Source organism: Halomonas sp. KM007 (genome assembly GCF_050709225.1).
GTDB lineage: Bacteria > Pseudomonadota > Gammaproteobacteria > Pseudomonadales > Halomonadaceae > Vreelandella > Vreelandella hamiltonii.
In genome coordinates this window covers 3,543,128-3,566,840 of the sequence record NZ_CP136131.1, presented here as the reverse complement: position 1 = coordinate 3,566,840, position 23,713 = coordinate 3,543,128, and the positions used below count along the sequence as shown (strand labels likewise).

26 protein-coding genes and 2 tRNA genes are annotated in these 23,713 nt (G+C 59.6%); 9 read left to right on the top strand and 19 right to left on the bottom strand.

Annotation, left to right across the window (positions count from 1 at the left end; all coding sequences use genetic code 11):
* Window positions 1-5: 5 nt before the first annotated feature.
* Complete coding sequence (locus RVM27_RS16975; protein ID WP_498957064.1) at window positions 6-677, bottom strand: energy-coupling factor ABC transporter permease; 672 nt, start codon at window positions 675-677, stop codon at window positions 6-8.
* A gap of 23 nt (window positions 678-700) precedes the next feature.
* A complete protein-coding gene (gene purU / locus RVM27_RS16970; RefSeq protein ID WP_189464045.1) occupies window positions 701-1,555 on the bottom strand; it encodes a formyltetrahydrofolate deformylase in 855 nt (284 codons plus the stop codon).
* Window positions 1,556-1,831: 276 nt separating this feature from the next.
* On the opposite strand from purU, the gene RVM27_RS16965 reads away from it, so the two are divergent.
* On the top strand, window positions 1,832-3,430 hold the full coding sequence (locus RVM27_RS16965) for a ribonuclease J (protein ID WP_498957063.1): 1,599 nt from the start codon (window positions 1,832-1,834) through the stop codon (window positions 3,428-3,430).
* Window positions 3,431-3,522: 92 nt separating this feature from the next.
* Here the strand turns inward: RVM27_RS16965 and moaE are convergent, their stop codons facing one another.
* The 10 genes from moaE to RVM27_RS16915 all read right to left on the bottom strand — a co-directional run bounded on the left by moaE (window position 3,523) and on the right by RVM27_RS16915 (window position 11,303).
* Window positions 3,523-4,002 (bottom strand): molybdenum cofactor biosynthesis protein MoaE, encoded by a 480-nt coding sequence (moaE, locus tag RVM27_RS16960; RefSeq protein ID WP_498957062.1) that lies wholly within the window; start codon window positions 4,000-4,002, stop codon window positions 3,523-3,525.
* A gap of 3 nt (window positions 4,003-4,005) precedes the next feature.
* Window positions 4,006-4,800, bottom strand: coding sequence for a cyclic pyranopterin monophosphate synthase MoaC (gene moaC, locus RVM27_RS16955; RefSeq protein WP_498957061.1), 795 nt, complete (start codon window positions 4,798-4,800; stop codon window positions 4,006-4,008).
* Window positions 4,801-4,804: 4 nt separating this feature from the next.
* Window positions 4,805-5,365: a molybdopterin-guanine dinucleotide biosynthesis protein B gene (gene mobB, locus RVM27_RS16950; protein WP_498957060.1), complete on the bottom strand. Its 561-nt coding sequence runs from the start codon at window positions 5,363-5,365 to the stop codon at window positions 4,805-4,807.
* Window positions 5,366-5,388: 23 nt separating this feature from the next.
* A complete protein-coding gene (locus tag RVM27_RS16945) occupies window positions 5,389-6,618 on the bottom strand; it encodes a uracil-xanthine permease family protein (RefSeq protein ID WP_498957059.1) in 1,230 nt (409 codons plus the stop codon).
* 89 nt (window positions 6,619-6,707) lie between these two features.
* Complete coding sequence (upp, locus tag RVM27_RS16940) at window positions 6,708-7,337, bottom strand: uracil phosphoribosyltransferase (protein ID WP_039182214.1); 630 nt, start codon at window positions 7,335-7,337, stop codon at window positions 6,708-6,710.
* Window positions 7,338-7,434: 97 nt separating this feature from the next.
* Window positions 7,435-8,118, bottom strand: a complete 684-nt coding sequence (gene ung, locus RVM27_RS16935; protein ID WP_287805909.1) for a uracil-DNA glycosylase — start codon at window positions 8,116-8,118, stop codon at window positions 7,435-7,437.
* 1 nt (window position 8,119) lies between these two features.
* Complete coding sequence (gpt, locus tag RVM27_RS16930; protein WP_100731227.1) at window positions 8,120-8,599, bottom strand: xanthine phosphoribosyltransferase; 480 nt, start codon at window positions 8,597-8,599, stop codon at window positions 8,120-8,122.
* A gap of 6 nt (window positions 8,600-8,605) precedes the next feature.
* Entirely contained in the window at window positions 8,606-9,151 is a 546-nt protein-coding gene (locus tag RVM27_RS16925; RefSeq protein WP_039182221.1) for an adenine phosphoribosyltransferase, read from the bottom strand.
* Between the two features lie 34 nt (window positions 9,152-9,185).
* On the bottom strand, window positions 9,186-10,484 hold the full coding sequence (locus RVM27_RS16920) for an NCS2 family permease (RefSeq protein WP_287805905.1): 1,299 nt from the start codon (window positions 10,482-10,484) through the stop codon (window positions 9,186-9,188).
* Between the two features lie 192 nt (window positions 10,485-10,676).
* The gene (locus RVM27_RS16915) at window positions 10,677-11,303 is read right to left on the bottom strand and encodes a riboflavin synthase subunit alpha (protein WP_287805903.1); all 627 of its coding nucleotides are present in this window, start codon (window positions 11,301-11,303) and stop codon (window positions 10,677-10,679) included.
* A gap of 462 nt (window positions 11,304-11,765) precedes the next feature.
* Here RVM27_RS16915 and RVM27_RS16910 point away from each other — a divergent pair, with 462 nt between their 5' ends.
* From RVM27_RS16910 to RVM27_RS16895, 4 genes are all read left to right on the top strand, one after another.
* A complete protein-coding gene (locus RVM27_RS16910; protein WP_096922883.1) occupies window positions 11,766-12,809 on the top strand; it encodes a methionine ABC transporter ATP-binding protein in 1,044 nt (347 codons plus the stop codon).
* Window positions 12,790-13,443 carry a methionine ABC transporter permease gene (locus RVM27_RS16905; protein WP_026001709.1) on the top strand — a complete coding sequence of 218 codons (654 nt, stop codon included), beginning with the start codon at window positions 12,790-12,792 and terminating at the stop codon, window positions 13,441-13,443. The genes RVM27_RS16910 and RVM27_RS16905 overlap by 20 nt, the downstream gene beginning before the upstream one ends.
* Before the next feature lie 136 nt (window positions 13,444-13,579).
* Window positions 13,580-14,374, top strand: coding sequence for a MetQ/NlpA family ABC transporter substrate-binding protein (locus RVM27_RS16900; protein WP_096922882.1), 795 nt, complete (start codon window positions 13,580-13,582; stop codon window positions 14,372-14,374).
* A gap of 95 nt (window positions 14,375-14,469) precedes the next feature.
* Window positions 14,470-14,937 carry a free L-methionine (R)-S-oxide reductase MsrC gene (locus RVM27_RS16895; RefSeq protein ID WP_287805895.1) on the top strand — a complete coding sequence of 156 codons (468 nt, stop codon included), beginning with the start codon at window positions 14,470-14,472 and terminating at the stop codon, window positions 14,935-14,937.
* A gap of 42 nt (window positions 14,938-14,979) precedes the next feature.
* Here the strand turns inward: RVM27_RS16895 and RVM27_RS16890 are convergent.
* A tRNA-Val gene (locus RVM27_RS16890) sits at window positions 14,980-15,056 on the bottom strand.
* Window positions 15,057-15,076: 20 nt separating this feature from the next.
* Window positions 15,077-15,153, bottom strand: a tRNA-Val gene (locus tag RVM27_RS16885).
* Between the two features lie 181 nt (window positions 15,154-15,334).
* Here RVM27_RS16885 and RVM27_RS16880 point away from each other — a divergent pair.
* On the top strand, window positions 15,335-16,132 hold the full coding sequence (locus tag RVM27_RS16880) for an endonuclease/exonuclease/phosphatase family protein (protein ID WP_498957058.1): 798 nt from the start codon (window positions 15,335-15,337) through the stop codon (window positions 16,130-16,132).
* Here the strand turns inward: RVM27_RS16880 and RVM27_RS16875 are convergent.
* A complete protein-coding gene (locus tag RVM27_RS16875; RefSeq protein ID WP_498957057.1) occupies window positions 16,107-17,483 on the bottom strand; it encodes a class II fumarate hydratase in 1,377 nt (458 codons plus the stop codon). The genes RVM27_RS16880 and RVM27_RS16875 overlap by 26 nt on opposite strands.
* 329 nt (window positions 17,484-17,812) lie before the next feature.
* Between RVM27_RS16875 and RVM27_RS16870 the strand changes: the two genes are divergently transcribed.
* Complete coding sequence (locus tag RVM27_RS16870; protein WP_039182247.1) at window positions 17,813-18,187, top strand: phasin family protein; 375 nt, start codon at window positions 17,813-17,815, stop codon at window positions 18,185-18,187.
* Between the two features lie 100 nt (window positions 18,188-18,287).
* Here RVM27_RS16870 and hda read toward each other — a convergent pair whose 3' ends face one another.
* Complete coding sequence (gene hda, locus RVM27_RS16865) at window positions 18,288-18,992, bottom strand: DnaA regulatory inactivator Hda (RefSeq protein ID WP_498957056.1); 705 nt, start codon at window positions 18,990-18,992, stop codon at window positions 18,288-18,290.
* Complete coding sequence (locus RVM27_RS16860) at window positions 18,989-20,092, bottom strand: AI-2E family transporter (protein ID WP_498957055.1); 1,104 nt, start codon at window positions 20,090-20,092, stop codon at window positions 18,989-18,991. Before RVM27_RS16860 ends, hda begins: the two co-directional genes overlap by 4 nt.
* A gap of 192 nt (window positions 20,093-20,284) precedes the next feature.
* Between RVM27_RS16860 and purM the strand changes: the two genes are divergently transcribed.
* Together purM and purN are read left to right on the top strand one after the other, a co-directional pair.
* Window positions 20,285-21,364: a phosphoribosylformylglycinamidine cyclo-ligase gene (purM, locus tag RVM27_RS16855; protein ID WP_287805883.1), complete on the top strand. Its 1,080-nt coding sequence runs from the start codon at window positions 20,285-20,287 to the stop codon at window positions 21,362-21,364.
* On the top strand, window positions 21,361-22,104 hold the full coding sequence (purN, locus tag RVM27_RS16850; protein WP_189463520.1) for a phosphoribosylglycinamide formyltransferase: 744 nt from the start codon (window positions 21,361-21,363) through the stop codon (window positions 22,102-22,104). Before purM ends, purN begins: the two co-directional genes overlap by 4 nt.
* Before the next feature lie 100 nt (window positions 22,105-22,204).
* On the opposite strand, the gene dcd is transcribed toward purN, so the two are convergent.
* Window positions 22,205-22,771 carry a dCTP deaminase gene (dcd, locus tag RVM27_RS16845; protein ID WP_039182260.1) on the bottom strand — a complete coding sequence of 189 codons (567 nt, stop codon included), beginning with the start codon at window positions 22,769-22,771 and terminating at the stop codon, window positions 22,205-22,207.
* A gap of 11 nt (window positions 22,772-22,782) precedes the next feature.
* The gene (gene apbC, locus RVM27_RS16840) at window positions 22,783-23,583 is read right to left on the bottom strand and encodes an iron-sulfur cluster carrier protein ApbC (protein WP_052196470.1); all 801 of its coding nucleotides are present in this window, start codon (window positions 23,581-23,583) and stop codon (window positions 22,783-22,785) included.
* Window positions 23,584-23,713 lie beyond the last annotated feature (130 nt).

The following is a 23,713-nucleotide window of genomic DNA, read 5'->3' as shown; positions in this document are numbered from 1 at the left end:
ACCGCCTACTGCATATCGATGTAACGATGATCGTTGAACGTGGCGACCCAGTGCGGGTGGTAGACCAGCAAGATACTCAGCAGCATGCCCGTGATGAAGGCTTCCGAGGGCATCAGCAAGGGTAAAAAGCGGGCATACTCCTGAGCCAGATAGATCGCTTCAGGGTCGGTGCCCGCCACCAGAATCAGCCCCACGGCCGCCAGCCCGCCTCCTAGCGTGGCCAGCGCAGCACCGAAAAAACCGCAGGCAAACAGAAACACCATCAGGTTGTCCGGCAAGCGGCGATCCACGATACGCCATACCACCCCCGTGATCACGGCGGGCACCAGTCCCGTCACCAACACGTTGGGCCCCAACAGCTCCCAGGCATTGCGCCCGATCACCACCATCGCCACGTTGAGCAGCAGGTTGCTGATCAAGGCCAGGGGCACCTTGAACACCAACGTCATCAGCACCGTGAACACCAGATGCAGGGTCAACCAATCGACCGCCTGGGCCCGCAGCTGCCACATCAGCATCACGGCAAGCGTCGCGGCCATCCAGCGATGCTGCAAACCGGTATCTTCCAGCAGCGGCTGCCAGGGGCGCTGCCAAAGCACCCACCCCAGCGCACCTGCCGACACCAGCCAGGTAGCCAGCAGTGCCCAGATGGCCAGCACGCTTTGTGCAAAGGACATGGCGCCCCTCCCCGGTGGGCGAGTTAGCTGAACACGACGGTCTTGTTACCGTGAATCAATACGCGATCTTCCAGATGCCAGCGCAGGCCGCGGGCCAGCACGGCTTTTTCCACATCACGGCCAAAGCGCACCAGGTCGGTGGGCGTATGGCAGTGGCTTACCCGATGGATATCCTGCTCGATGATGGGCCCCGCATCCAGCTCTTCGGTTACGTAATGGCAGGTGGCACCGATCAGCTTGACGCCACGCTCGTAAGCCTGGTGGTAAGGCTTTGCCCCGGCAAAGGAGGGCAAGAAGCTGTGATGAATATTGATGACGCGCCCGGCATAGCGCTCGCACAGCGAGGGGGGTAGTATCTGCATGTACCGCGCCAACACGACACAGTCGGCCCGTGCCGCATCGATCTGGGTTTGTACCTGCTCGAAAGCCGCCTGCTTGTTGGCTGGGTCCACCGGCACGTGGTGATAAGGAATGCCGTACCACTCGGTGAGCGAACGCATGTCGTCATGATTGGAAATGACGCTGACGATATCGCAATCCAGCTCGCCTGCCTGCCAGCGATACAGCAGATCCACCAGGCAGTGGGATTCCCGGGAAACCATCAATACCACGCGGCGGCGCTTCTGGGTGTCCACCAGTGACCACTGCATATCGAATTCGGCGGCGACGGGTTCGAACGCCGTGCGCAGCGCCTCGGCCGACATGCCCAATGAATCGGCGAGAATTTCGTAACGCATGAAAAAGCGACCCGTCTCCAGGTCGGAGTGCTGGCTGGCCTCGGTAATCGAGCCGCCCTGCTGGGCAATGAAGCTGGAAACACGCGCCACGATGCCCACCTGATCCGGGCACGACACAACTAAACGGTAATAATGAGACATCAATGAACACTCTTGCGTATGTAACGGCACGTTCGCCAGGGACTTACCTGCCGACAGGCAAGCCTCACCAGGCGCACTAGTGTAACGCAAGCGCTGCAACCAAGCACTGTGTGGTGCAGTGCCGCGATGATTGTTACAGGCCCCTCCCTTCCCGTATAGTTAAGAGATTACTTCCCAGGCTTTTCATGACCGATGCATCCACCACGCGTTCAACTTCGTCCCCGTCGCCGCCCGCCCCTGCACCTGCTTCCGCTAGGTGGATGCGGTGAAATTGGAATGAATCTTACGCTGTATGGATACGACGATCAGTGGATCGCCGTCGATTGCGGCATGATGATTCGTCAAGATCTGCCCAACTCGCCGCTGCAGGTACCCAACACCGACACCCTGCAGACCCTCGGTATTACGCCTGCCGCACTGTTCATCACCCATGGTCATGAAGACCACATCGGCGCCGTGGCCTGGCTATGGCCGCGCTGGGGCTGCCCTATTTTTGCCACCCCACTGGCGGCGGGTCTGCTGCGCCACAAGTTTGCCGAACACCAGCTCAGCAGCGCTGCCATCGAAATCATCGAACCCGGCGATGCGGTTGAGCGCGGGCCCTTTACCCTGCGTTATTTGAGTGTCACCCACTCCATACCTGAAAGCTGCGCCATCATGATGCAGGCAGGCGACTATCGGGTTCTGCACACGGGTGACTGGAAACTGGACCCGGAGCCGCTCATCGGTGCGCCGGTGAATGCCGCCCATTTCCGCGCGCTGGCCCCTCTGGACCTGGTGGTGGGTGACTCCACCAACGCCCCCATGCCAGGGCAGTCGGCCAGCGAAGGCGACGTCGCCAAGGCACTGGCCAGCACCCTTGCGAAGTGCAAGGGGCGCGTCGTGGTGTCGTGTTTCGCCAGCAATCTGGCGAGGGTTCTGGCCATCGGGCGTGCCGCACAAGCCTGCGGACGCCGCGTCAGCTTGATGGGCCGATCCATGGAGCGCATGGTGAGCGTGGCCAGAGGGTTGGGCTACCTGGACGATTTTCCGGCACTGGTACCGCCCCACGATCTTGGCTATTTGCCCCCCGAAGAAGTCGTGATCATTGCCACGGGCAGTCAGGGTGAGCCACGCGCCGCGCTTCAACGACTGGCGCAACGCCGTCATCCCTTCGTCGACCTGGAGCCCGGTGACAGCGTCATTTTTTCTGCCAAGGCCATCCCGGGCAATGAGCGCCCCATCGAACAGCTTAAAAAACGTTTGTTACAGCTGGGGGTCGATCTCTTCGATGAAAACAATCATCCCGAGCTGCATGCCACAGGGCATCCAGCCCAAGAAGAGCTCAAGAAGCTTTACCAATGGGTACGCCCAAAAGCCCTGCTACCCGTGCACGGTGAAGCTCGACATCAGCAGGCCCACCAGGCACTGGCCGAACAGCTGGGCATCAGCGCGCCCCTTGCGCCGGTCAATGGCGACATGATCGCGCTGGACAACCAGGGCCTGCGCCTGGAAAAACGCCACCCCCAGCCACCTTGCATCGTCGATCAAAACAGCGTGAGGCCCCACCCCGGGCTCGAGCACCAGACTCCCGGCGCACGGCGCGGCAGCCTGTTTCTGGCACTACCGGTGACCGCCACCGAGACCGGCTGGTGGCGCATTGGACGGATGATGCTGGATACCACGGGAGCCTGCCCGCTGGATGAGGAGAGTTTCAGCGATTGGCTGGACGATCAGTTGGAAGAGATCGAGGCCGAGACCCTGGCAGACTTGCGCCAGGCGCTGCAACCGCGCCTGATGCACTGGCTGGCCAACCACCTTCAGCACATGCCTGAGGTGCACCTGCAGATCATGGCCGCCGATATGCCGACCGAGGAAGAACTCGATCGGCAGTAGTTCATGCGGTAGTTCATGCGGTAGTTCATGCAAAAATTCAGGCAAAAATTCTTGCCAAAGTTCATGCCGAATTCAGCAGGCCCAAGCGCGGGTCATGACCAGCGCTCGGCATCCTGCTGATCGGTTTTGCGCTCCTTGACCCAATACGTCCCCTGGCGTGTGCGCTCCTTTTTCCAGAACGGCGCCTGGGTCTTGAGATAGTCCATGACGAAGTCGCAGGCCAGGAAGGCATCCCGGCGATGGGCACTGGCGACCAGCACGCGAACGATAGGGTCACCTGGCGCCAAATCTCCCACCCGATGAATGATGCGCACCGCCTGGAGCGACCAGCGCTGCCAGGCCTGCTCGGCGATCTCCATCAGGCTGCGCTCGGTCATTCCCGGGTAATGCTCCAGCGTCAAGCCCAGTACATCGGGCGACTCGTTGAAGTCGCGCACCAGCCCGGTAAAGCTGACCACCGCACCGATATCCGTGCGACCCTGCAGCGCCTGCTCGTAGCCATGAGCCATGGAGAAGCTGTCCTCGGTGACCTCGACCACGAGCGCTTTATGCGGATGTTCAAGCAGCGCCATGGCTCAGCCTCCCGTGACCGGTGGGAAGAACGCCACTTCGTCATCGTCGGTAATCCGCGAACTATCGCTGGCCATGACCTGGTTGATGGCACATAACGTACGCTGATCGGACAGTAGCGCATAGCGCGCATCCCGGGCGCTGAGCGCCGCCTTCAGGCCCGCGACGTTGCGGCTCGGCAAGCGGTCCAGATCCACCGACACATCGCTTTCCCCGACCCGCTCGCGCAGCTCGGCCAGAAACTTGACCCGCACGCAGGGAGATGAGCAACGCTCCCCAAGGCTTACTTCCCCGGATGCCCCTTCGCCGGTCACGATGGGCGCGGGCATCAGGCGCTGGTAGTCTCCCCGGCTGCCTCCCTGCTTGCTCTCCAACTGCACGGCTTCGATGCGCATCTCTTTATCGACGGCCTTGCACATGTCATACAGCGTCAGGCAGGCCACGGACACGGCCGTCAGGGCCTCCATCTCTACCCCCGTCCGGCCATTCAGGCGACACAGCGCCGTAACGTTGACCCAACCGTTGTCGTGGTCGATCTCGAAGTCCACCGACACCTTGGAAAGCGCCAAGGCGTGGCACAGCGGTATCAGCTCGTGGGTGCGCTTGGCCGCTTGAATACCGGCGATGCGCGCCGTGGCCAGCACATCACCCTTGGGCAAGGCACCGTCCGTCAGCAGCTGAAGCGTCTGAGCGCTCATCACGATTCGTCCAGAGGCAACGGCCTCTCGGCGTGTCTCAGCCTTGTCGCCAACATCGACCATGTTGGCTTCGCCTTGGGCATTGAGGTGGGTTAACTGCATCGTGTCACCTTTTGCTAGCAATCAGAGAGTGGCGCTGCTCGGCAGCCCAGTCGAACACCCAGCGGGCAATACCATCAATGTCGTCGAGGTTCAGCCGCATCACATCCTCACGCAGAGGCACAGGCACCGCGCCACTCAGCGCAACGGCCACCCCATGCGGGTCATCGAGGATGTGCGCATCACCAATGCCCTCTCGGTAGAGCACCAGCTTGGCGATGGGCCAGGCTTTGAAACCTTCGACGATGACCAGGTCAGGTGCATGCGGTGCCATAAGCGAAAGCAGATACGCCAGATCCGGCTCTTCCTCTGTCGGCATATCCATCATCAGTGCCAGACGGCGACTCGATGCCACCAGCATCGGGGCCGCTCCGGCCTTGCGCAACTGGTAACTATCCTTGCCAGGCTGATCCACCTCGAACTGGTGATGGGCATGCTTGATCACCGCCACCGACAGCCCAAGTGCTCGCAGCCGAGGCAGCAGCTGTTCGAGCAGCGTGGTCTTTCCCGTCCCGCTCCACGCGGCGACACCCAGCACCGGAAACGCACAGTTTGGTGACTCTTTCATGGCATACCTCGTCAACTGAGCGACTATTCGCCTTCTTTCTCTGCAGGCAACAGCCAGTTTAACGCAATGCCCACCAAGGCTGCCAAACTTACGCCCTGCAAGGTGAATTGACCACCCCCGAACTGCATGCCGCCAATGCCGAAGACCAGAATCAGCGACACCACCACCAGATTACGCGCCGCCGTCAGCGACTGCCCTGCGCGCACCAGGGTATTCATGCCCACCACGGCAATCGAGCCAAACAGCAGAGTCATGATGCCGCCCATCACCGGACCGGGAATGGTTTGCAGCAAGGCACCCAGCTTGCCGACGAATGCCAGCACGATGGCCAGCACGGCGGCAATCACCATGTATTTCGGGTTGAACGCCTTGGTCAGCGTCACCGCGCCGGTCACTTCGGAATAAGTGGTATTGGGCGGACCACCGAACAGCGCCGCCGTGGTCGTGGCCAGGCCGTCACCCAGCAGCGTGCGATGCAGGCCGGGTTTTTCCAGGTAGTTCTTGCGAGTCACCGAACCAATCGCCACCATGTCGCCGATATGCTCCACAGTGGGTGCGATCGCCACCGGAATCATGAACAGAATTGCGGCCCAGTGAAAACTGGGGGCAGTGAAATTGGGTACCGACAGCCAGGCCGCTTCCCTGATCGGGGCAAAATCGACCACCCCCATCAGCAGGGCCAGTACGTAGCCCACCGCAATACCGCCCATGATGGGCACCAGACGCAGCAAACCACGCCCGAACACAGCCAGCACCAGCGTCACCAACAGGCTGGCCATGGAGAGAAAGATCGCCGCACCGTAGCCAATGTTGTCACTGGTTTCACCGGTGGCCATGCTGACCGCCACTGGCGCCAGAGCAAGGCCAATGACCATGATGACCGGCCCCACCACCACCGGTGGCAACAAGCGGTGCAACCAGGCCGTGCCTTTCAGTCGAACGGCCTGTGAAATGGCCACGTATACCAACCCGGCGGCCATCAGCCCACCCATGGTGGCAGAGACTCCAAAGCTCGCAATCGACCCCTGAATGGGGGCAATGAAAGCAAAGGAAGAAGCCAAAAAGACCGGCACCGTCTGGCGCGTAATGCCGTGGAAAACGAGCGTGCCCACCCCAGCGGTAAACAAGGCCACGCTGGGGTCCAAGCCCGTCAGCAGCGGTACCAGCACCAAGGCACCAAATGCGACGAACAGCATTTGTCCGCCGGTCAGCAGTAGTTTAGGCCACGACTCTTGTGCACTATTCGTTGTCATTGCACCACTCCAGGAAGGTCTATCGTAGATAACGGAGGCAAAAAAATGCCCCCAACGCGGTGCGTAAGGGGCTGTATGTTACGGAGCGCTTAACGCGTCCCGAAAATCTTGTCGCCGGCATCTCCCAAGCCGGGGACGATGTAGCCATTCTCATCGAGTCGGTCATCTACCGACGCGGTGTAGATTTCTACATCAGGATAAGCATCTTGCACCCGTTTGATCCCTTCAGGGGCAGCCACCAGCACGATCACTTTCATGTGTTCACAACCGCGCTCACGCAGCATGTCCAGTGTCGCCACCATGGAACCACCGGTCGCCAGCATGGGGTCGATGACGATGGCCATGCGCTCTTCGATATCGTTGGCAAACTTGGCGAAGTATGGCACCGGCTGCAGCGTTTCCTCATCACGATAAAGGCCCACCACGCTAACCCGCGCACTGGGGATGAGGTCGGTCACGCCTTCCAGCATCCCCAGGCCTGCGCGCAGGATAGGCACGATGGTCACCTTTTTGCCCTTGAGGCGCTGTGTCGCGATAGGCTCACCGTTCCATCCCTGAATCTCGTGATTTTCAAGCTCCAGACCCTTGGTCGCTTCGTAGGTCAGCAGCTTGGCCACTTCACCCGCCAATTCACGAAAGCTTTTCGTGCTCAGGTCAGCTTCACGCATGAGTCCCAGTTTATGCTGAACAAGCGGATGGTTAATGGCGTACACACTCATGGGACTTCCTCACTACAGGGGATTCGGGGTGGCAATCAGGATCGTATCGACACGCGATCAAAATTGCGCGCCATTCTACCCGCAACTGACCATCAGGTTAAGGCTTTTCCGGCAATTGCCACGTAATAGGCGTACGGCCCTGCTGCTGGAGGAACTGATTTGCCTTGGAAAAATGGTGATTACCGAAGAAGCCACGGTGTGCCGACAGTGGCGAAGGATGGGGCGACTCCAGTACCAAATGGCGCTGGGTATCGATCAGCGCTTTCTTCTGGCGGGCATGGCTGCCCCAGAGCAGAAACACACAGGGCTCGCCGTGCTGGCTGACGGTTTCGATGGCCCGGTCGGTGAACGACTCCCAGCCCTTGCCGCGATGCGACGCTGCATTGCCCTGCTCCACGGTCAGCGCAGTGTTCAGCAACAACACGCCCTGCTTGGCCCAGGGTTCCAGGAAGCCATGGCGCACCGGTGTAAAACCTACGTCCGCCGCCAACTCTTTATAGATGTTGACCAGCGACGGCGGCACCGGCACCCCTGGCTGTACCGAAAAACACAGGCCATGTGCCTGGTTGGGGCCGTGGTAGGGGTCCTGACCGAGAATGACCACCTTGACCGAGGCCAGCGGGGTCAGCTCAAACGCACGAAACCAGAGGGACGAATGAGGATAAATGACCTTCTTGGCCGCTTTTTCCTGAGCCAGAAAGGCTTTCAAGGCCGACATGTAGTCGGCCTTGAACTCTTGCCCCAGCCACTGTTGCCAGTCATTGGGTAGCGGAGTCGACATGTTACTTCTTCATCTGGTCGGCGAGAGGCTCGACATAGGCAATGCCCATGTCCCAGGGAAACTGAATCCAGCACTGCTGTGCCACTTCGGTCAGGTACTGATCCACCAGCGGCCGACCTTCGGGCTTGGCGTAGATGGTCACGAAATGCGCCTTGGGCAGCATTTCACGCACCGCACGCGCCGTCTTGCCGGTGTCGACCAGATCATCCACCAGCAGCCAGCCTTCGCCGTCGTGGTCGACGCCTTTCATGATGTCCAGACCACCCTGGCTCATGTGGTCGTAGCTCTTGATGCAGATCGTGTCGATCAGGCGGATGTTGAGTTCACGGGCAATCAGCGCCGCAGGAATCAATCCGCCTCGGGTAATCGCCACGATCCCCTTGAAGTCACGCTCGATCAGCAAATGGCACAGCTGACGAACGTCACGATGAATCTGATCCCAGGAGACGGTGAAGTGTTGGTGGTAGCGTTCGCTGCTCATGGGGCGTTACTCGTCTTCATTAAAGGAACAGACCGCGAATACGCTATAGCCCGCATCGCGAATTTTGGTAGAGCCACCCAGTTCAGGCAGGTCGATGATCGTTGCCGTCTCGACGACCTGGCCGCCGCAGCGCTGAATGAGGTTGGCCGCTGCCAGCATGGTACCGCCGGTGGCAATCAGATCATCCATCAACAAAATACGGTCATTCTGCTGAAAAGCGTCGGCGTGCAGCTCGACTTCCGAATGACCATATTCCAGCGTATAGGTCTCGCTGATCGTCTTGAACGGCAGCTTGCCCTTCTTGCGCACCGGCACGAAGCTGCAGCCCAGCTCATAGGCCAACGGGGCGCCAATAATGAAGCCACGAGCGTCAATCGCCGCGATGGCATCCAGGTTCATCTCCTGGTAGCGGTGCACGAAGCTATCGATCAGCTTGCGAAAGGCAGCGCTGTTTTGCAGCAGCGGAGTGATGTCACGGAAGTTCACTCCTTGCTCTGGCCAGTCAGGAACCGTGCGAATAACGGACTTAATGTAATCGCCGTAGATGCTCATCGCGTCTCTCATTGATTAGTCAAAATGCGGGCAGTTAGCCCAGGAACAGGAATTTTGCTGCAAACAGCAGCGCCAGCACGACCACTGCCGGATTCAGGTCGCTGAATCGACCTGACAGGGTCTTGATGGCAACGTAGCTGATGAAGCCCAGGGCAATACCCTCGGCAATTGAGAAGGTCAGCGGCATGGCCAGCGCAGCGATCAGCACCGGCGCGGCGTCTGTGGGGTCTTCCCAGTTGGCATGCGCCAGGCTACCCGCCATCAGCACCGCCACGTACAGCAGAGCGCCCGCCGTGGCATAGGCCGGAATGGAACCCGCCAGCGGCGCAAAGAACAGGCTGATCAAAAACAGTACGCCAACGACCACCGCCGTCAGACCGGTACGGCCGCCCGAGGCAATGCCCGCTGTCGACTCGATGTAACTGGTCGTGGTGGAAGTACCCAGCGCAGCACCGGCCATGGACGCCGTGCTATCGGCCATCATGGCACGACCAATGCGCGGCAGCTTGCCGTCCTTGTCCAGCAGCTTGCCACGGTGCGCCACGCCCACCAGCGTACCCGAGGTATCGAACAGGTCCACGAACAGGAACGCAAAAATCACGCTCAGCATGGCCACGTCCAGCGCACCCATCAGATCCATGGCCATGAACGTCGGCGCGATGGAAGGCGGCATGGACATGATCCCGCCATACTGGTTGTGGCCCAGCACCATGGCCATGACGGTCACACCCAGAATACCGATCATCACCGCACCGGTCACGCGCAGGTAGGCCAGCGCGGTAATCACGAAAAAGCCCAACAAGGCGTAAATGGCCGACGGCTGGGACAGGTCGCCCAGCGCCACGTAGGTCGCCGGATTGGACACCACAATGCCCGCATTCTTCAGGGCGATCATCGCCAGGAACAGGCCGATACCCGCCGCAATGCCCAATCGCAGCGACAGCGGAATCGAGTTGATGATCCACTCACGAATTTTGAAGATACTCAACAGGAAGAAGGTCAGGCCCGAGAAGAATACCGCCCCCAGCGCGGCCTCCCAGGTGTAGCCCATTCCCAGCACGACACCATAGGTAAAGAAGGCGTTCAAACCCATCCCCGGCGCCTGGGCAATGGGGTAGTTGGCCCATAGCCCCATCACGAAACAGCCAATGGCCGCCGCCAGACACGTCGCCACGAACACGGCACCGTAATCCATGCCGGCTTCGGAAAGAATGCTCGGGTTGACGAAGATGATATAGGCCATCGTAAGGAACGTGGTGACCCCTGCAATCACCTCGGTTTTTACGTTGGTCTTCTGCTCGGCGAGCTTGAAGTAGTTGTCCAGAAATTTCATGTCGTTTTTATCCTTCGCGCTTACGCTGGATGCGTCCCTTGGTGCGAGAAAAGCCGCACATACTACCGAAAGGCACTGCGCGATGCGAGTACCCCGTGTGCAGCGAATGAAAGGGCGATGGCGCCCCTATCTTATGATTAGCAAACTTCAGGCCATAAGCTAACCGATTGGTCAACACTGGCCGATAATTTTCTACAGTCGACTCGCCAGCACCCGCTCCACGGTCTCCACGATGACCTGGGTTTGCGGGTCGATCTCGATATTGACCCAGTCCCCGACCAGTCGCTCCTTGAGCATGGTGCGCGACAGCGTTTCGGGAATCAGGTTGACGCTGAACTCCACCCCTTCCCCAGCGCCAGCCGGTCGTACGTCCCCCACGGTCAAGCTGATACCATCCACGCCAATGTAGCCTTTCTCGAACACGAACCTGGCCATCGAGGGGGGCAGCAAGAACCACAGCCGACGATTGTTGGAGGCTTCCTCGATGGTCACGACCTTGGCCATACAGATGACGTGCCCGGACATGGAGTGCCCGCCAATTTCATCACCAAAACGGGCTGCACGCTCTATATTGACGCATTGCCCCACCTCGATTGCACCAAGATTAGTCAATCGCAGCGTTTCACGCATCAAATCAAAGCTGACCTTCTCACCTTCGATGCGCGTGACGGTCAAACAGACCCCGTTATGTGCTACCGACGCACCAATTTCCAGCCCCTCACGCAGCTCTTCGGGCAGCGCCACCACGTGGGTACGAAACGCCTCCAGCTCCAGCACTTCGACGACTTCGGCGATACCTTGCACAATACCGGTGAACATGGACTTTCCCTCTGTTGATTCGCCAGCGAACTGGCTCAAGCTGTAAAAATTTCCGCAAGCTTACACCCTATGCCCCAACCTTGTGCAGTGCAGGCCCGGCAAGTGCTTGAACAGCGTGTTTTTTGCTGTCCAATGCGGCCTGAAAAGGCCTAATTCAGAATCAAAAACTAAAAACAAGCCTAAAAAAAGCGGAAAAATCTGTATAAGCACGCTTAAACATGAAATAGACCGTATTTAATTGACAATTCTCCTACCTCTCTTTAGACTTTCGCCGCAAATGTAATGACGCCGATTTGTACCCAGATTGCGGGCGTCCACGCGGTTCCTGTAACCATGTGAAGTGCAGCTAAAAGGGTGTGTCCAGCGTTGATGGCCACCCGCAAGGGTGGCCTTTTTTTTGTTACCCTCCCTACGCTCGCCTCTTCCGCACTCCGTCTTCGGCCTAACATTAAGGCAGACGCTATGATTGAACTTAGCAATGTAAGCAAAACCTACGGCAGCGGCCCCAGCGCCGTTCACGCCCTTCAGGATGTCAATTTAACGATCCCCAAGGGCAGCATTCACGGCGTCATCGGCTTATCCGGCGCAGGTAAATCGACCCTGATCCGCTGCGTCAACCTGCTGGAGCGCCCCACCAGTGGCAAGGTACAGGTCGACGGCCAGGAAATGACTCAGTTGAGCCGCCGCGACCTGAATCAGGCACGCCATCGTATCGGCATGATCTTTCAGCACTTCAACCTGCTCACCACGCGCACCGTCTTCGATAACGTGGCGCTGCCGCTGGAGCTGATGGGTGAGAAGCGCAGCGCCATCAAGAACCGCGTATTGCCACTGCTCGACATGGTCGGCCTGGCCGACAAGGCCAAGCAGTACCCCGCGCAACTCTCAGGTGGTCAGAAACAGCGCGTGGCCATTGCCCGGGCGCTGGCCAGCAAGCCCAACGTACTGCTCTGCGACGAGGCCACGTCGGCCCTGGACCCGCAAACCACCAGCTCCATTCTGGAACTGCTGCGCGACATCAATCAGCAGCTGGGCATTACCATCCTGCTGATCACTCATGAGATGGAAGTGGTCAAATCGATCTGCCATCGCGTCAGTCTGATTTCCGGCGGGCGACTGGTAGAAGACGCCGAAGTCGGCGATTTCTTTACCGCACCAGCCACCCAGCTAGGTCGCGAGTTCCTCAACGACTTCCTGCAACTGAGCCCACCCAAGGAGCTGCTGGAGCGCTTGCAAGCGCAGCCCGGCGAGCAGACCCACCCGGTGGTGCGGCTGACCTTCTCGGGCGATGCGGTCTCCACGCCGCTGATTTCACGCCTGGCGCGCGAATGCAGCGTGGATGTCAGCATTTTGCAGGCCAAGGTCGAGTCGATTCAGGAGCGCACGCTGGGCTTGATGATCGCCGAGCTGCTGGGCACTCCGGCACAGACCGAGCAAGCCATGTCTTATCTGGAATCGCATCAACTACAGGTGGAGGTACTGGGTCATGTCCAGCGCAATGTTTGATCTCGTGTTACAGGCGACGCTGGACACCCTTTACATGGTGGCCGTGTCCGGCGTCATCGCCACACTGCTGGGCCTGCCGCTGGGGGTGCTGCTGTACGTCACGCGGCCTCGGCAGATTCTGGCCATGCCGGTACTCAACCAGGCACTGGGCATCATCACCAACGTAGGCCGTTCGATTCCGTTCATCATTCTGATGGTCGCCATCATTCCTTTCACGCGAATGCTGGTCGGTACCTCCATCGGCATCAATGCCGCCTCGGTTCCTTTGACCATCGCGGCCATTCCCTTCGTCGCCCGTTTGATCGAAGGCGCGCTCAACGAAATTTCGCCCGGCCTGATCGAGTCCGCCCAGTCGATGGGCGCCACGCCCTGGCAAATCATCACCAAGGTGCTGATCCCTGAAGCACGCGGCGGCATCATCACCGGTCTCACCATTACCGTGGTGACCCTGGTGAGCTACTCGGCCATGGCAGGCGCCGTTGGCGGCGGCGGCCTTGGCGATTTGGGCATTCGCTATGGCTACAACCGCTTCAACCCGACCATCATGCTGATCACCGTGGTGATTCTGGTGGTCATGGTGCAAGGCTTCCAAAGCCTGGGAGACTATCTGGTACGCAAAAGCGATCGCAAGTAAGCCACCGACGGCTCAGCGAAATGACATAGCTTTTAGCTTTGATCAGCATAGCCACATATAGCGAAAACGAATTAGACTTGCGTTTCTTATTACCGCATCATTGCAACACGATTCACCACAACACTGGAGCAACGCCATGCAAAAACTCGTTATTGGCAGCCTGACCGCCCTGGCACTGGCCATCAACGTCGCCAACGCCGACACGCGCACCATCAAGATGGGCACGGTCGCTGGCCCGGAAACCGAAGTCATGGAAGTCGCGGCGCGCATTGCCAAGGAAGAGTTCGACCTGAACGTCGAAATCATCGAGTTTACCGATTACGTGACGCCCAACGCGGCACTGGCCGATGGCAGCCTGGATGCCAACGCTTACCAGCACGAGCCCTACATGCAAGCCATGATCAACGACCGTGGCTACGACTTTGCCATCGCCGGCTACACCTTCGTGTACCCCATTGGCGCCTACTCTGAAAAATACAGCAGCATCGATGAGCTGCCGGACGGCGCTCAGATCGCCCTGCCGAACGACCCTTCCAATGAAGGTCGCGCTCTGATCCTGATGCACAACGAAGGTCTGATCACGCTGAACGATCCGACGTTCCTGGAAGCCACCCCCATCGACATCGCTGAAAACCCGCGCGGCTTCCGCTTCCGTGAAATTGAAGCAGCGCAGTTGCCTCGCGTACTGCCCGACGTTGACATGGCCTTCATCAACAACACCTTTGCTCAGCCAGCAGGCCTCAGCCTGGATGACGCACTGATCAAGGAAGGCCCCGAGTCCCCCTACGTCAACCTGATTGCCGTACGCGGCGGTGACGAAGAGCGTGAAGAGATTCGCCAACTGGTCGAAGCCTACCAGCGCGACGAAGTCATCGAGAAAGCCACCGAGCTGTTCAAAGGTGCCGCCGTACCTGGCTGGATCGAAGACTAATCCGCCGAGCAGCACACACGCTTTGCCATCAGGCCAGCCGCGAGGCTGGCCTGATGCGTTTTGATCCGAGACATTGATCCGAACCGGGAAACAACATGACCCCCATCGATTATGACCTGCTCAATCGACAGCTCGCTGCCCTGCTGGACACACGCGACTGGCTGACCAACAGCGCCCAGACCAGCGCGTTCATCCAGCAATCGCTGGAACAGCTCAACTGGGTAGGCTTTTACCTGCAGCGCCAGCCGGAAATATTGACCCTGGGCCCCTTCCAGGGCAAGCCCGCCTGCAACCCGATTCCGTTCAGCAAGGGAGTATGCGGCGCAGCGGCGCGCAGCCGCATCACCCAGCGGGTCGACGACGTACACGCCGTAGCCGACCATATTGCCTGTGATGCGGCCTCCCAGTCCGAACTGGTCGTCCCCATCGTTCAGGATGGCTGGCTATGGGGCGTTCTGGATATCGACAGCCCCCAGCTGGCCCGCTTCAGCGCCCAGGACCAGGCCGGCATCGAGGCGCTGGTCGATACCTTCATCCTCCACACTGATCTGCCCCGCCCATAACGCAAAAAGCCCCGAGCAGTGCTCGGGGCTTTTTGGGGAATCTGGTAGGACCAGGCGGATTTGAACCGCCGACCTCCACGATGTCAACGTGGCGCTCTAACCAACTGAGCTATGGTCCTGAAACGTGGCTGCACATGGTTGGTAGGACCAGGCGGATTTGAACCGCCGACCTCCACGATGTCAACGTGGCGCTCTAACCAACTGAGCTATGGTCCTGCTGTGCAACGGATGCGTATTCTACGGCTTTATATCTGAATTGCAAGTCATTTTTACGTCTTCTTCTCTGCAAGGCTCTGGCAACCGCCTGAGCTGGAAGAATTATATCGACACTTGATAAACGTAACCACTAAGCTTCATCTACGTTAAATCGTCCTATCATGATGCCAGGAGATATCGCTTGCTCGGTCCATTACTGGGTTGTACCGCTCTGACACTCCTGTTCGCCACGCTGCTGGCCAGAGTCCGCCTACGCTGGTGGTGGGTTCGCAGCGTCGAGTTTCCACGTTTGCAGCTGGCGACCGCCGCGGCGCTCTGTGCGCTGCTGAGCGGCCTGATACTGCCTGCTGGCAATTGGCAGAGCATTGCTCTGGCAGCTTCCCTGGTGAGCCTGTTGCTTCAACTGCGCTACATCATCCCTTGGACCCGCTGCTGGCCAGTCCAGGTCAAGGCCACCCACGCCGACAGCCAGGCCCCGACGCTGACGCTGCTGATCGCCAACGTGCTCACGCCCAACCGCCAGTCAGCGAAACTGCTGGCCATGATCGAGCGCCACCAGCCAGACGTGGTGCTCACTCTCGAATCCGACCAGTGGTGGCAAGAGCAGCTCGATAGCGTTCTCCACGAACAGTGGCCCCACAGCGTCAAGGTGCCGCTGGACAACCTGTATGGCATGCATCTCTATTCGCGCCTGCCGCTGAGCAACCCACAGGTAAAGTGGCTGATTCAGGACGACATCCCTTCCATCCACACGCGCGTCACCCTGGACAACGGCGAACAGATTCGCTTCTACGCCCTGCACCCCAGACCGCCCGCCCCCAGCGAGAGCGAAAAGTCGCTGTGGCGCGACGCCGAGTTGCTATGGGTAGGGCAAGAAGTCCACGAAGAGCCTTTCCCCACCATCGTGGCGGGCGATCTAAACGATGTAGCCTGGTCGCGCACCACGCGGCTGTTTACTGAGGAATTCCCCCACGCGTGAGCACCGCCGGGTCCAGCAAGCGCTCCAGGGTCGCGCGGTCCAGGTCGGTTTCTTCCTCGGCCACGTCGATGATGGGCCGACCCGCCTGATACGCCTTCTTGGCAATGGCAGCGGCGGCGTTATAGCCAATGACACTGTTCAGTGCCGTGACCAGAATCGGGTTGCGCGCCAGTGGCCCCTGCAAATTGTCCTCGCGCACCTTGAAAGTGGCGATGGCCCGCTCGGCCAGCAGCGTGGCGGTGTTGCTCATCAGTGTAATGGAGGTCAGCAGATTGGCCGCCACCAGCGGTAGCATCACGTTCAGCTGAAAGTTACCGCTCTGCCCGGCCACGGTCACCGCCGTATCCAGACCGATCACCTGAGCCGCCGCCTGGGCCGCGGACTCGGGAATCACCGGATTGACCTTGCCAGGCATGATGGAGCTCCCCGGCTGCAGCGCCTCCAGCTCGATCTCACCCAACCCTGCCAGCGGCCCAGAGTTCATCCAGCGCAGGTCATTGGCAATTTTCATCACCACACAGGCAAAGCCGCGCAGCTGCCCGGACAGCTCCACGGCAGCATCTTGAGAGCCCAGGCTGGCGAAGAAGCTGTCGTTGGGCACCAGGGAAAGCCCTGTTTGTCGACTCAGGTCCTCGGCCACCCGCTCGGCGAACCCTGCAGGCGCATTGATGCCCGTGCCCACTGCCGTACCGCCTTGCGCCAATCGGCACAGCCGCTGCTGGGCGCTGTCAAAACGCTCGATGGCCTGCCCCACCTGGCTGGACCAGCCGCCCAGTTCCTGGTCCATGCGCAGCGGCATGGCGTCCATCAAATGCGTGCGCCCGGTCTTCACGACGTGGGAAAGCCCTTCGGCACGGCGGTCGATGGTCTCTTTCAGCTGCACCAGAGCAGGTCGGAGCTGGTCATGCACCGCAATCGCCGCGGACAGGTGAATGGCGGTCGGGATGACATCGTTACTGGACTGCCCCATATTGACGTGATCATTGGGCGTGACCTCGACCCCTTCACGACTCGCCAGGGTCGCCAGCACTTCATTGACGTTCATGTTGGTGGAGGTGCCCGACCCCGTCTGGAACACATCCACTGGGAAGTGCTCATCGTACTGCCCGTCGATCACCGCCATGGCCGCCTTTTCGATGGCCGCGGCGCGCTGTTCATCCAGCAGCCCCAGCGCCTGATTGCTGCGCGCGGCAGCCAGTTTGATGCGCGCCACGGCGTGAATGAACGCCGCGGGCAGCGGGGTGCCCGACACCGGGAAGTTGTTCACTGCCCGCTGTGTCTGGGCACCGTAAAGGGCTTCTGCGGGCACTTCCAGCTCGCCCATGCTGTCTCGTTCAATCCGCGTGCTCATGGTGCTCTCCTTTTCCAATTGGCTCATCGAGTTCAGTTCGCTCGTCAATGGCTGGCATAGCCAGCACCGACGAACAAATGATAATGATTATCCATAACTTAAAGTGTAGCGATGTTCCGTGGATCGGTAAACAGCGTCCCCACAGCATGGAGGGCAAGAGGCGATTGCGCCATGTTGCACTGCACAAAAACAGCTGTTATGCTGCAAAGCAAGATGAGGTCAGCAGTTGCAGTAGCGATTTCAGGAACGCGGTTGCTGAGCCTTGAATATTGAATTGCCCTACTCGATCAGCAATCCGTTTGCCCAAGACAAGGCCAGGAGACATCACCATGCGTACCTTCAACACCAACGAAATGACTCAGCAGTTCGACAACCTGTTCATGGCACCTGCCCGTGCTTACATGACCCTGAGCATCGACTACTCTGAAAAACTGCTGAATGCCCAGCTGGACGCGAACAAAGCATACGTGGACACCGGCATCGCTCAGGTGCGTCAGCTGATGAGCGTCAAGGATGCCGATGGCCTGCGCAGCTACATGGAAAGCCAGCAAAAAGTGGCCAAGGACCTGGCCGAGCGCGTCAAGGGCGACGCTGACAAGGTGGTATCGCTGCAGCAGGATTTCCTGCAGAAAAGCCAGAAGCTGACCGAAGAAAACGTCAAGCAGGCGCAGGCAGCCGCCAGCAAAATGAGCAAGAGCGCCTGATCAAACGCCAGGCTGGTGGCACGTGAGTGAGGCCAGCCCAACGTAAAAAGCCCCGAGCACGCTGTGCTCGGGGCTTTTTCATGGTGCCTGCCAATGATGTCTACCAGTTGAGTGCGCCTTTCACGAAAGGGATGGTCAGCTTGCGCTTGGCCGACAGCGACGCCTGATCCAGGGTCTCCAACGCCCGACACAGCTCGCCAAGCTCTCGGGGGCCGCGATGGAGGATATACCGCCCCACATCGTCGGGTAACTCCATTCCCCTGACCCGAGCCCGCAGCTTCAAGGCGGCCAGGCGCTCCTGGTCATCCAGCGGGTGAAGATGAAACGTCACCCCCCAGGTCAACCGTGAGGCCAGGTCCGGTAGCACGACGTCCAGCCGCCTGGGCGGCGCATTGGCGGCGATCAAGAGCGCTTTGCCAGCATCTCGCAAGCGATTGAACGCATGGAACAACGCCTCTTCCCAACGCTTGCGCCCGATGACGTATTCGAGGTCGTCGATGGCCACCAGGTCAAGGCGCTCGATATCCTCCAGCATCAGCGGTGGGAAATGGCCCAGGTCGGCCAACGGCAGGTAAAGGGCACGCTTGTCCAGATCCGACGCCGCGTGGCAGGCCGCCTGCAACAAATGACTACGGCCGCTGCCCGGCGCGCCCCAAAGATAGATGAACGGCTCGGCGTCTGGCGACAGCTGTTGCGTCAGATGCTGCACCAGAGCTGCATTACCGCTCGAGGGATAGTAATTGTCCAGCGTTGCGTCATCACGCAACCCCACCCCGAGCGGTAACTGTGCCGGCAATCGGCTCATGAAGACTCCCTTTTGTCCTGGAGACCCAGTTCGTGCGGCGGTAACGTCGGCTCCAGCGTCTCATCATACAAGGCACTGTTCTGGTAACGCTCTTTGACTTCCTTGAGCAGCACCATGATGACCGAGGCCGCCGGCAAGGCCAGAAGCACCCCGGTCAGGCCAAACAGATTGCCCCCCGCGAGTACCGCAAAAATGACCGCCACTGGGTGCAAGCCAATCTTGTCACCCAGCAATTTGGGCTGCAGCACGACACTTTCGATGACTTGCCCCAGGCTGAATACCCCCAGCACTCCCAACAGCGCCCACCAGCTGTCGAACTGGAACAATGCCACCACCAAGGCACTGCTGAGCCCAACGATGAACCCCAGAAAGGGGACGATGCTCACCAGGCCAGAAATGACACCGATCAACAGGCCAAAATTCAGCCCCATCAGGGTCAGACCCACCGCATAAATAATGCCCAGGCACAGCATGACCAGCAACTGCCCCCGCAGGAAAGCCGCCAACACCTCGTCGCAGCGCTTGGCCAACCGAGTGGCGTCATCGACCCAGTGGCGTGGAATCAAGTCGATCAGATTGTTCAGCAACCGGTTCCAGTCGAGCAACAGGTAAAAGGTGACCACCGGGATCAACGCCACGTAGGTCACCCACGTGGCAAACGCCATGCCCGAACGGCCGATCTGACCAAGCGCCTGGGCCAGGTAGCTACCGGCATCGCGCCAATTTTCAGCCAGGGTCTCCTGAACATTGTCCAGCTCGGAACGCAGGTCATACCCCGTCCACTCCTGCACCTGCGGGGCCAGGTAGTTTTTCACCCAGTCGAACACCCCCGGCACCATCTCCCCAAGCTGCTTGATCTGCTGGATGACCAGCGGAATCAGAATCAACAGACTGATGGCCAGCACCAGCAATAAAATGAGGAATACGCTACTGACCGCCCACACCCGCTTGAGACCCAGCCGCTGAAAATAGTTGGTCAACGGGTCTGCCAGGTACGCCAGAATCAGTCCGGCAATGAAGGGCATCAAGACGGCATCCAGCAAATACACAACGCCAACCAGGGCCACCAAAAACAGGATGCCCCACCACGAATGTCGCATTTAACTCTCTCCTTCCCGGATAAACGGTCAGCGTCAAGCAATGAATAGTAACAAAACCTGGCCAGCACGCATCTGATAACGTGTCCATCGGTGCGACTTACGTCGCGCAGTGATACAATCGCAGGCTGTTATCGCTCCGGCACTGGCAATTTGCCAGCACAATCGCTTTGCATAGGCTTCACAGGACCCGTCATGACCGAGACCTCCTCTTCCCAGTCGACTCCCTCTCTCAGCTACAAGGACGCAGGCGTCGATATTGATGCAGGCAATGCCCTGGTGGACCGCATCAAGCATGTGGCCAAGCGCACGTCACGCCCGGAGGTCATGGGCGGCCTCGGCGGTTTCGGCGCCCTGTGCGAGCTGCCTGCGGGTTACCGTCAACCGGTACTGGTCTCTGGTACCGACGGCGTAGGCACCAAGCTGCGTCTGGCCATGGACCTGGGCAAGCATGACACTATTGGGATCGACCTGGTAGCCATGTGCGTCAATGACTTGATCGTGGCCGGTGCCGAGCCGCTGCTGTTTCTCGACTACTATGCCACGGGCAAGCTGGACGTGGATATCGCCGCCGACGTGGTCACCGGCATTGGTGCAGGCTGCGAACTGGCCGGCTGCGCACTGGTAGGTGGTGAAACCGCAGAAATGCCCGGCATGTACGAAGGCAGCGACTACGACCTGGCTGGCTTCTGCGTTGGCGTCGTAGAAAAGTCAGAGATTCTCGACGGCAGCAAGGTGGCCGAAGGCGATGTGCTGCTCGGTCTGGCCTCCTCTGGCCCCCACTCCAATGGCTACTCCCTGATTCGCAAGATCCTCGAAGTCAGCCAGGCGTCGCTGGAAGAGCAGGTGGACGGCAAGCCGCTGAGCGAGGCACTGATGGCCCCCACGCGCATCTATGTGAAATCGCTGCTCTCGATGATGCGTGAAACGGAGCTGGCGGTGCATGCGCTGTCGCACATCACCGGCGGCGGCCTGTTGGAAAACATTCCCCGCGTGCTGCCCGACCACCTGGCGGCACAGATCGACCTGACCACCTGGCAGCGCCCGGAAGTATTCAACTGGCTGCAAGCCAAGGGCAACGTCAACGAAACCGAAATGCACCGCGTGCTGAACTGCGGCATCGGCATGGTGGCGGTAGTGCCTGCGAGCCAGGCGGAAGCCGCCAAGGCTCACTTGCAGGCTCAAGGTGAAACCGTGTACCAGATTGGTCGCATCGTGGCACGCGAGGACGAGGCCGTGGTACTGAACAACCTCAAGGCAGGCCCGCAGGCATGAGCAGTACCGAGTACAGCACGGACACCATCAACGACCTGACCCCGGAACCCGTGGGAGCGCGCCGTGTGGTGGTGTTGATCTCCGGCAGCGGCAGCAACCTGCAGGCCTTGATCGATGCCCAGCAGCACGACCGTCTGGGCGGCGAGATCGTCGCGGTCATCTCCAACGAGCCGGACGCTTACGGTCTGAAGCGTGCCCACGAAGCGGGTATCGAAGCGGTGGCTCTGCCCCACCGTGAATACGATAGTCGCGACGCCTACGACGGCGCGCTGATCAAAGTGATCGAACGCCATGAGCCGGATCTCATCGTTCTGGCGGGCTTCATGCGGATTCTGACGCCACGCTTCGTACAGCGCTTCCTGGGCAGAATGCTCAACATTCACCCGTCGCTGCTGCCTGCCTACCAGGGCCTCAACACCCACGCCAGAGCCTTGGCCGATGGCGTTGCCCAGCATGGTTGCAGCGTGCATTTCGTCACCGAAGAGCTGGACGGAGGGCCGGTTGTCTTGCAAGCCGAGCTCGCCGTCACCGCCGAAGACAGCGTCGAGACCCTCAAGGAGAAGGTCCACGCCCGTGAACACCTGATCTTCCCGATTGCCGTTCACTGGTTCCTTGAAGGACGCTTGCAATACACCGCCGAAGGCGCACGCATGGACGGCCACCTGTTACCGCCCCATGGCATGCGTCTTTCCCATGCGGATGCCGCCGAAGAGCTGGACGAAGAAGCCAACGACGCCTGACCCATCGTTGCGCCCAATCCAAAACGCCCTGATGCATCACTGCATCAGGGCGTTTTTTCTCCTGCCATCTGACGATGGCTGATTACTCAGTCCTTCCCCATCACGTTCTGGGCAAGGTCACCCCACGCTGTCCCATGTACTTGCCGCCGCGATCCTTGTACGAGGTTTCGCAGACCTCGTCGGATTCGAGGAACAGCATCTGGGCAACGCCTTCATGGGCATAGATTTTGGCAGGCAGGTTGGTCGTGTTGGAAAACTCCAGCGTCACGTGGCCTTCCCACTCCGGCTCCAGCGGCGTCACGTTGACGATGATGCCGCAGCGCGCGTAGGTCGATTTGCCCAGACAAATGGTCAGCACGTTACGCGGAATACGAAAGTACTCCACCGTGCGCGCCAGCGCGAACGAGTTGGGGGGAATGATGCATACGTCCCCTTTTACATCGACGAAGCTCTTGTCATCGAACGACTTGGGATCGACAATCGCCGAGTGGATATTGGTAAACACCTTGAACTCATCGGCACAGCGCACATCGTATCCGTAGCTGGACGTGCCGTAGGAGATCACCCGCTGATCGTTGACGTAGCGCACCTGCTCGGCTTCGAAGGGCTCGATCATGGCATCGCTCTGCGCCATGCGGCGGATCCACTTGTCTGATTTAATGCTCATCGGTTACTTCATCACTCGCTAAAGGAAATCGTCGGGCCACCGGACTGATGGGCGTTGACGGACTGCGCCACCTGACGGGCAATCTCGGCAAACGTTTGGCTCACGGAACTCTCCGGCTCGGCAACCACGCTGGGGCGCCCGGAGTCGGCCAATTCACGAATCGACAGGGTCAGCGGCAGCCGACCCAGCACCGCCGTATCATACTCTTCGGCAATGCGGTCACCGCCACCGGTGCCAAAGATCGCCGCTTCATGGCCGCACTGTTCACAGTGGTAAAGGCTCATGTTCTCGACTACCCCCAGCACAGGCACATTGACCTTGCGAAACATTTCGATGCCCTTGCGAGCATCCAGCAGCGCGATGTCTTGAGGTGTCGTCACGATCACCGCACCCGACACGGCCACTTTCTGCGCCAGGGTCAACTGAATGTCGCCGGTACCGGGCGGCATGTCGATCAGCAGGAAGTCCAGGTTGTCCCACTGGGTCTGGGTGAGCATCTGCTGGAATGCCCCCACCACCATAGGGCCACGCCATACCATGGCATCACGGGTATTGACCATGAACGCCATCGACATGGCCTGGATGCCGTGTGCCTCCAGAGGCAGAAACGTGTTGTTCTCCCCGGCTTGAGGACGCATGCCCTCCTTGACGCCCAGCATCTGGGCCTGGCTGGGTCCATAGATATCGGCGTCCAGCACGCCCACACGGTAGCCCTGAGCCGACAATGCCAGCGCCAGATTCACGGTCACGGTCGACTTGCCGACCCCCCCCTTGCCCGAGGCCACGGCCACGATATGTTTCACACCATCCATCAATGGCTCTCCCGTTGTTGAATACCTGCATGGTCTGGCGGGAATGATACTCCTCCACCGCCCATTTCTAAACCGACAAAAACAAAAGCGGGCATGGGAAGCCCCGTGCCCGCTTTTGGAAGAACACGAT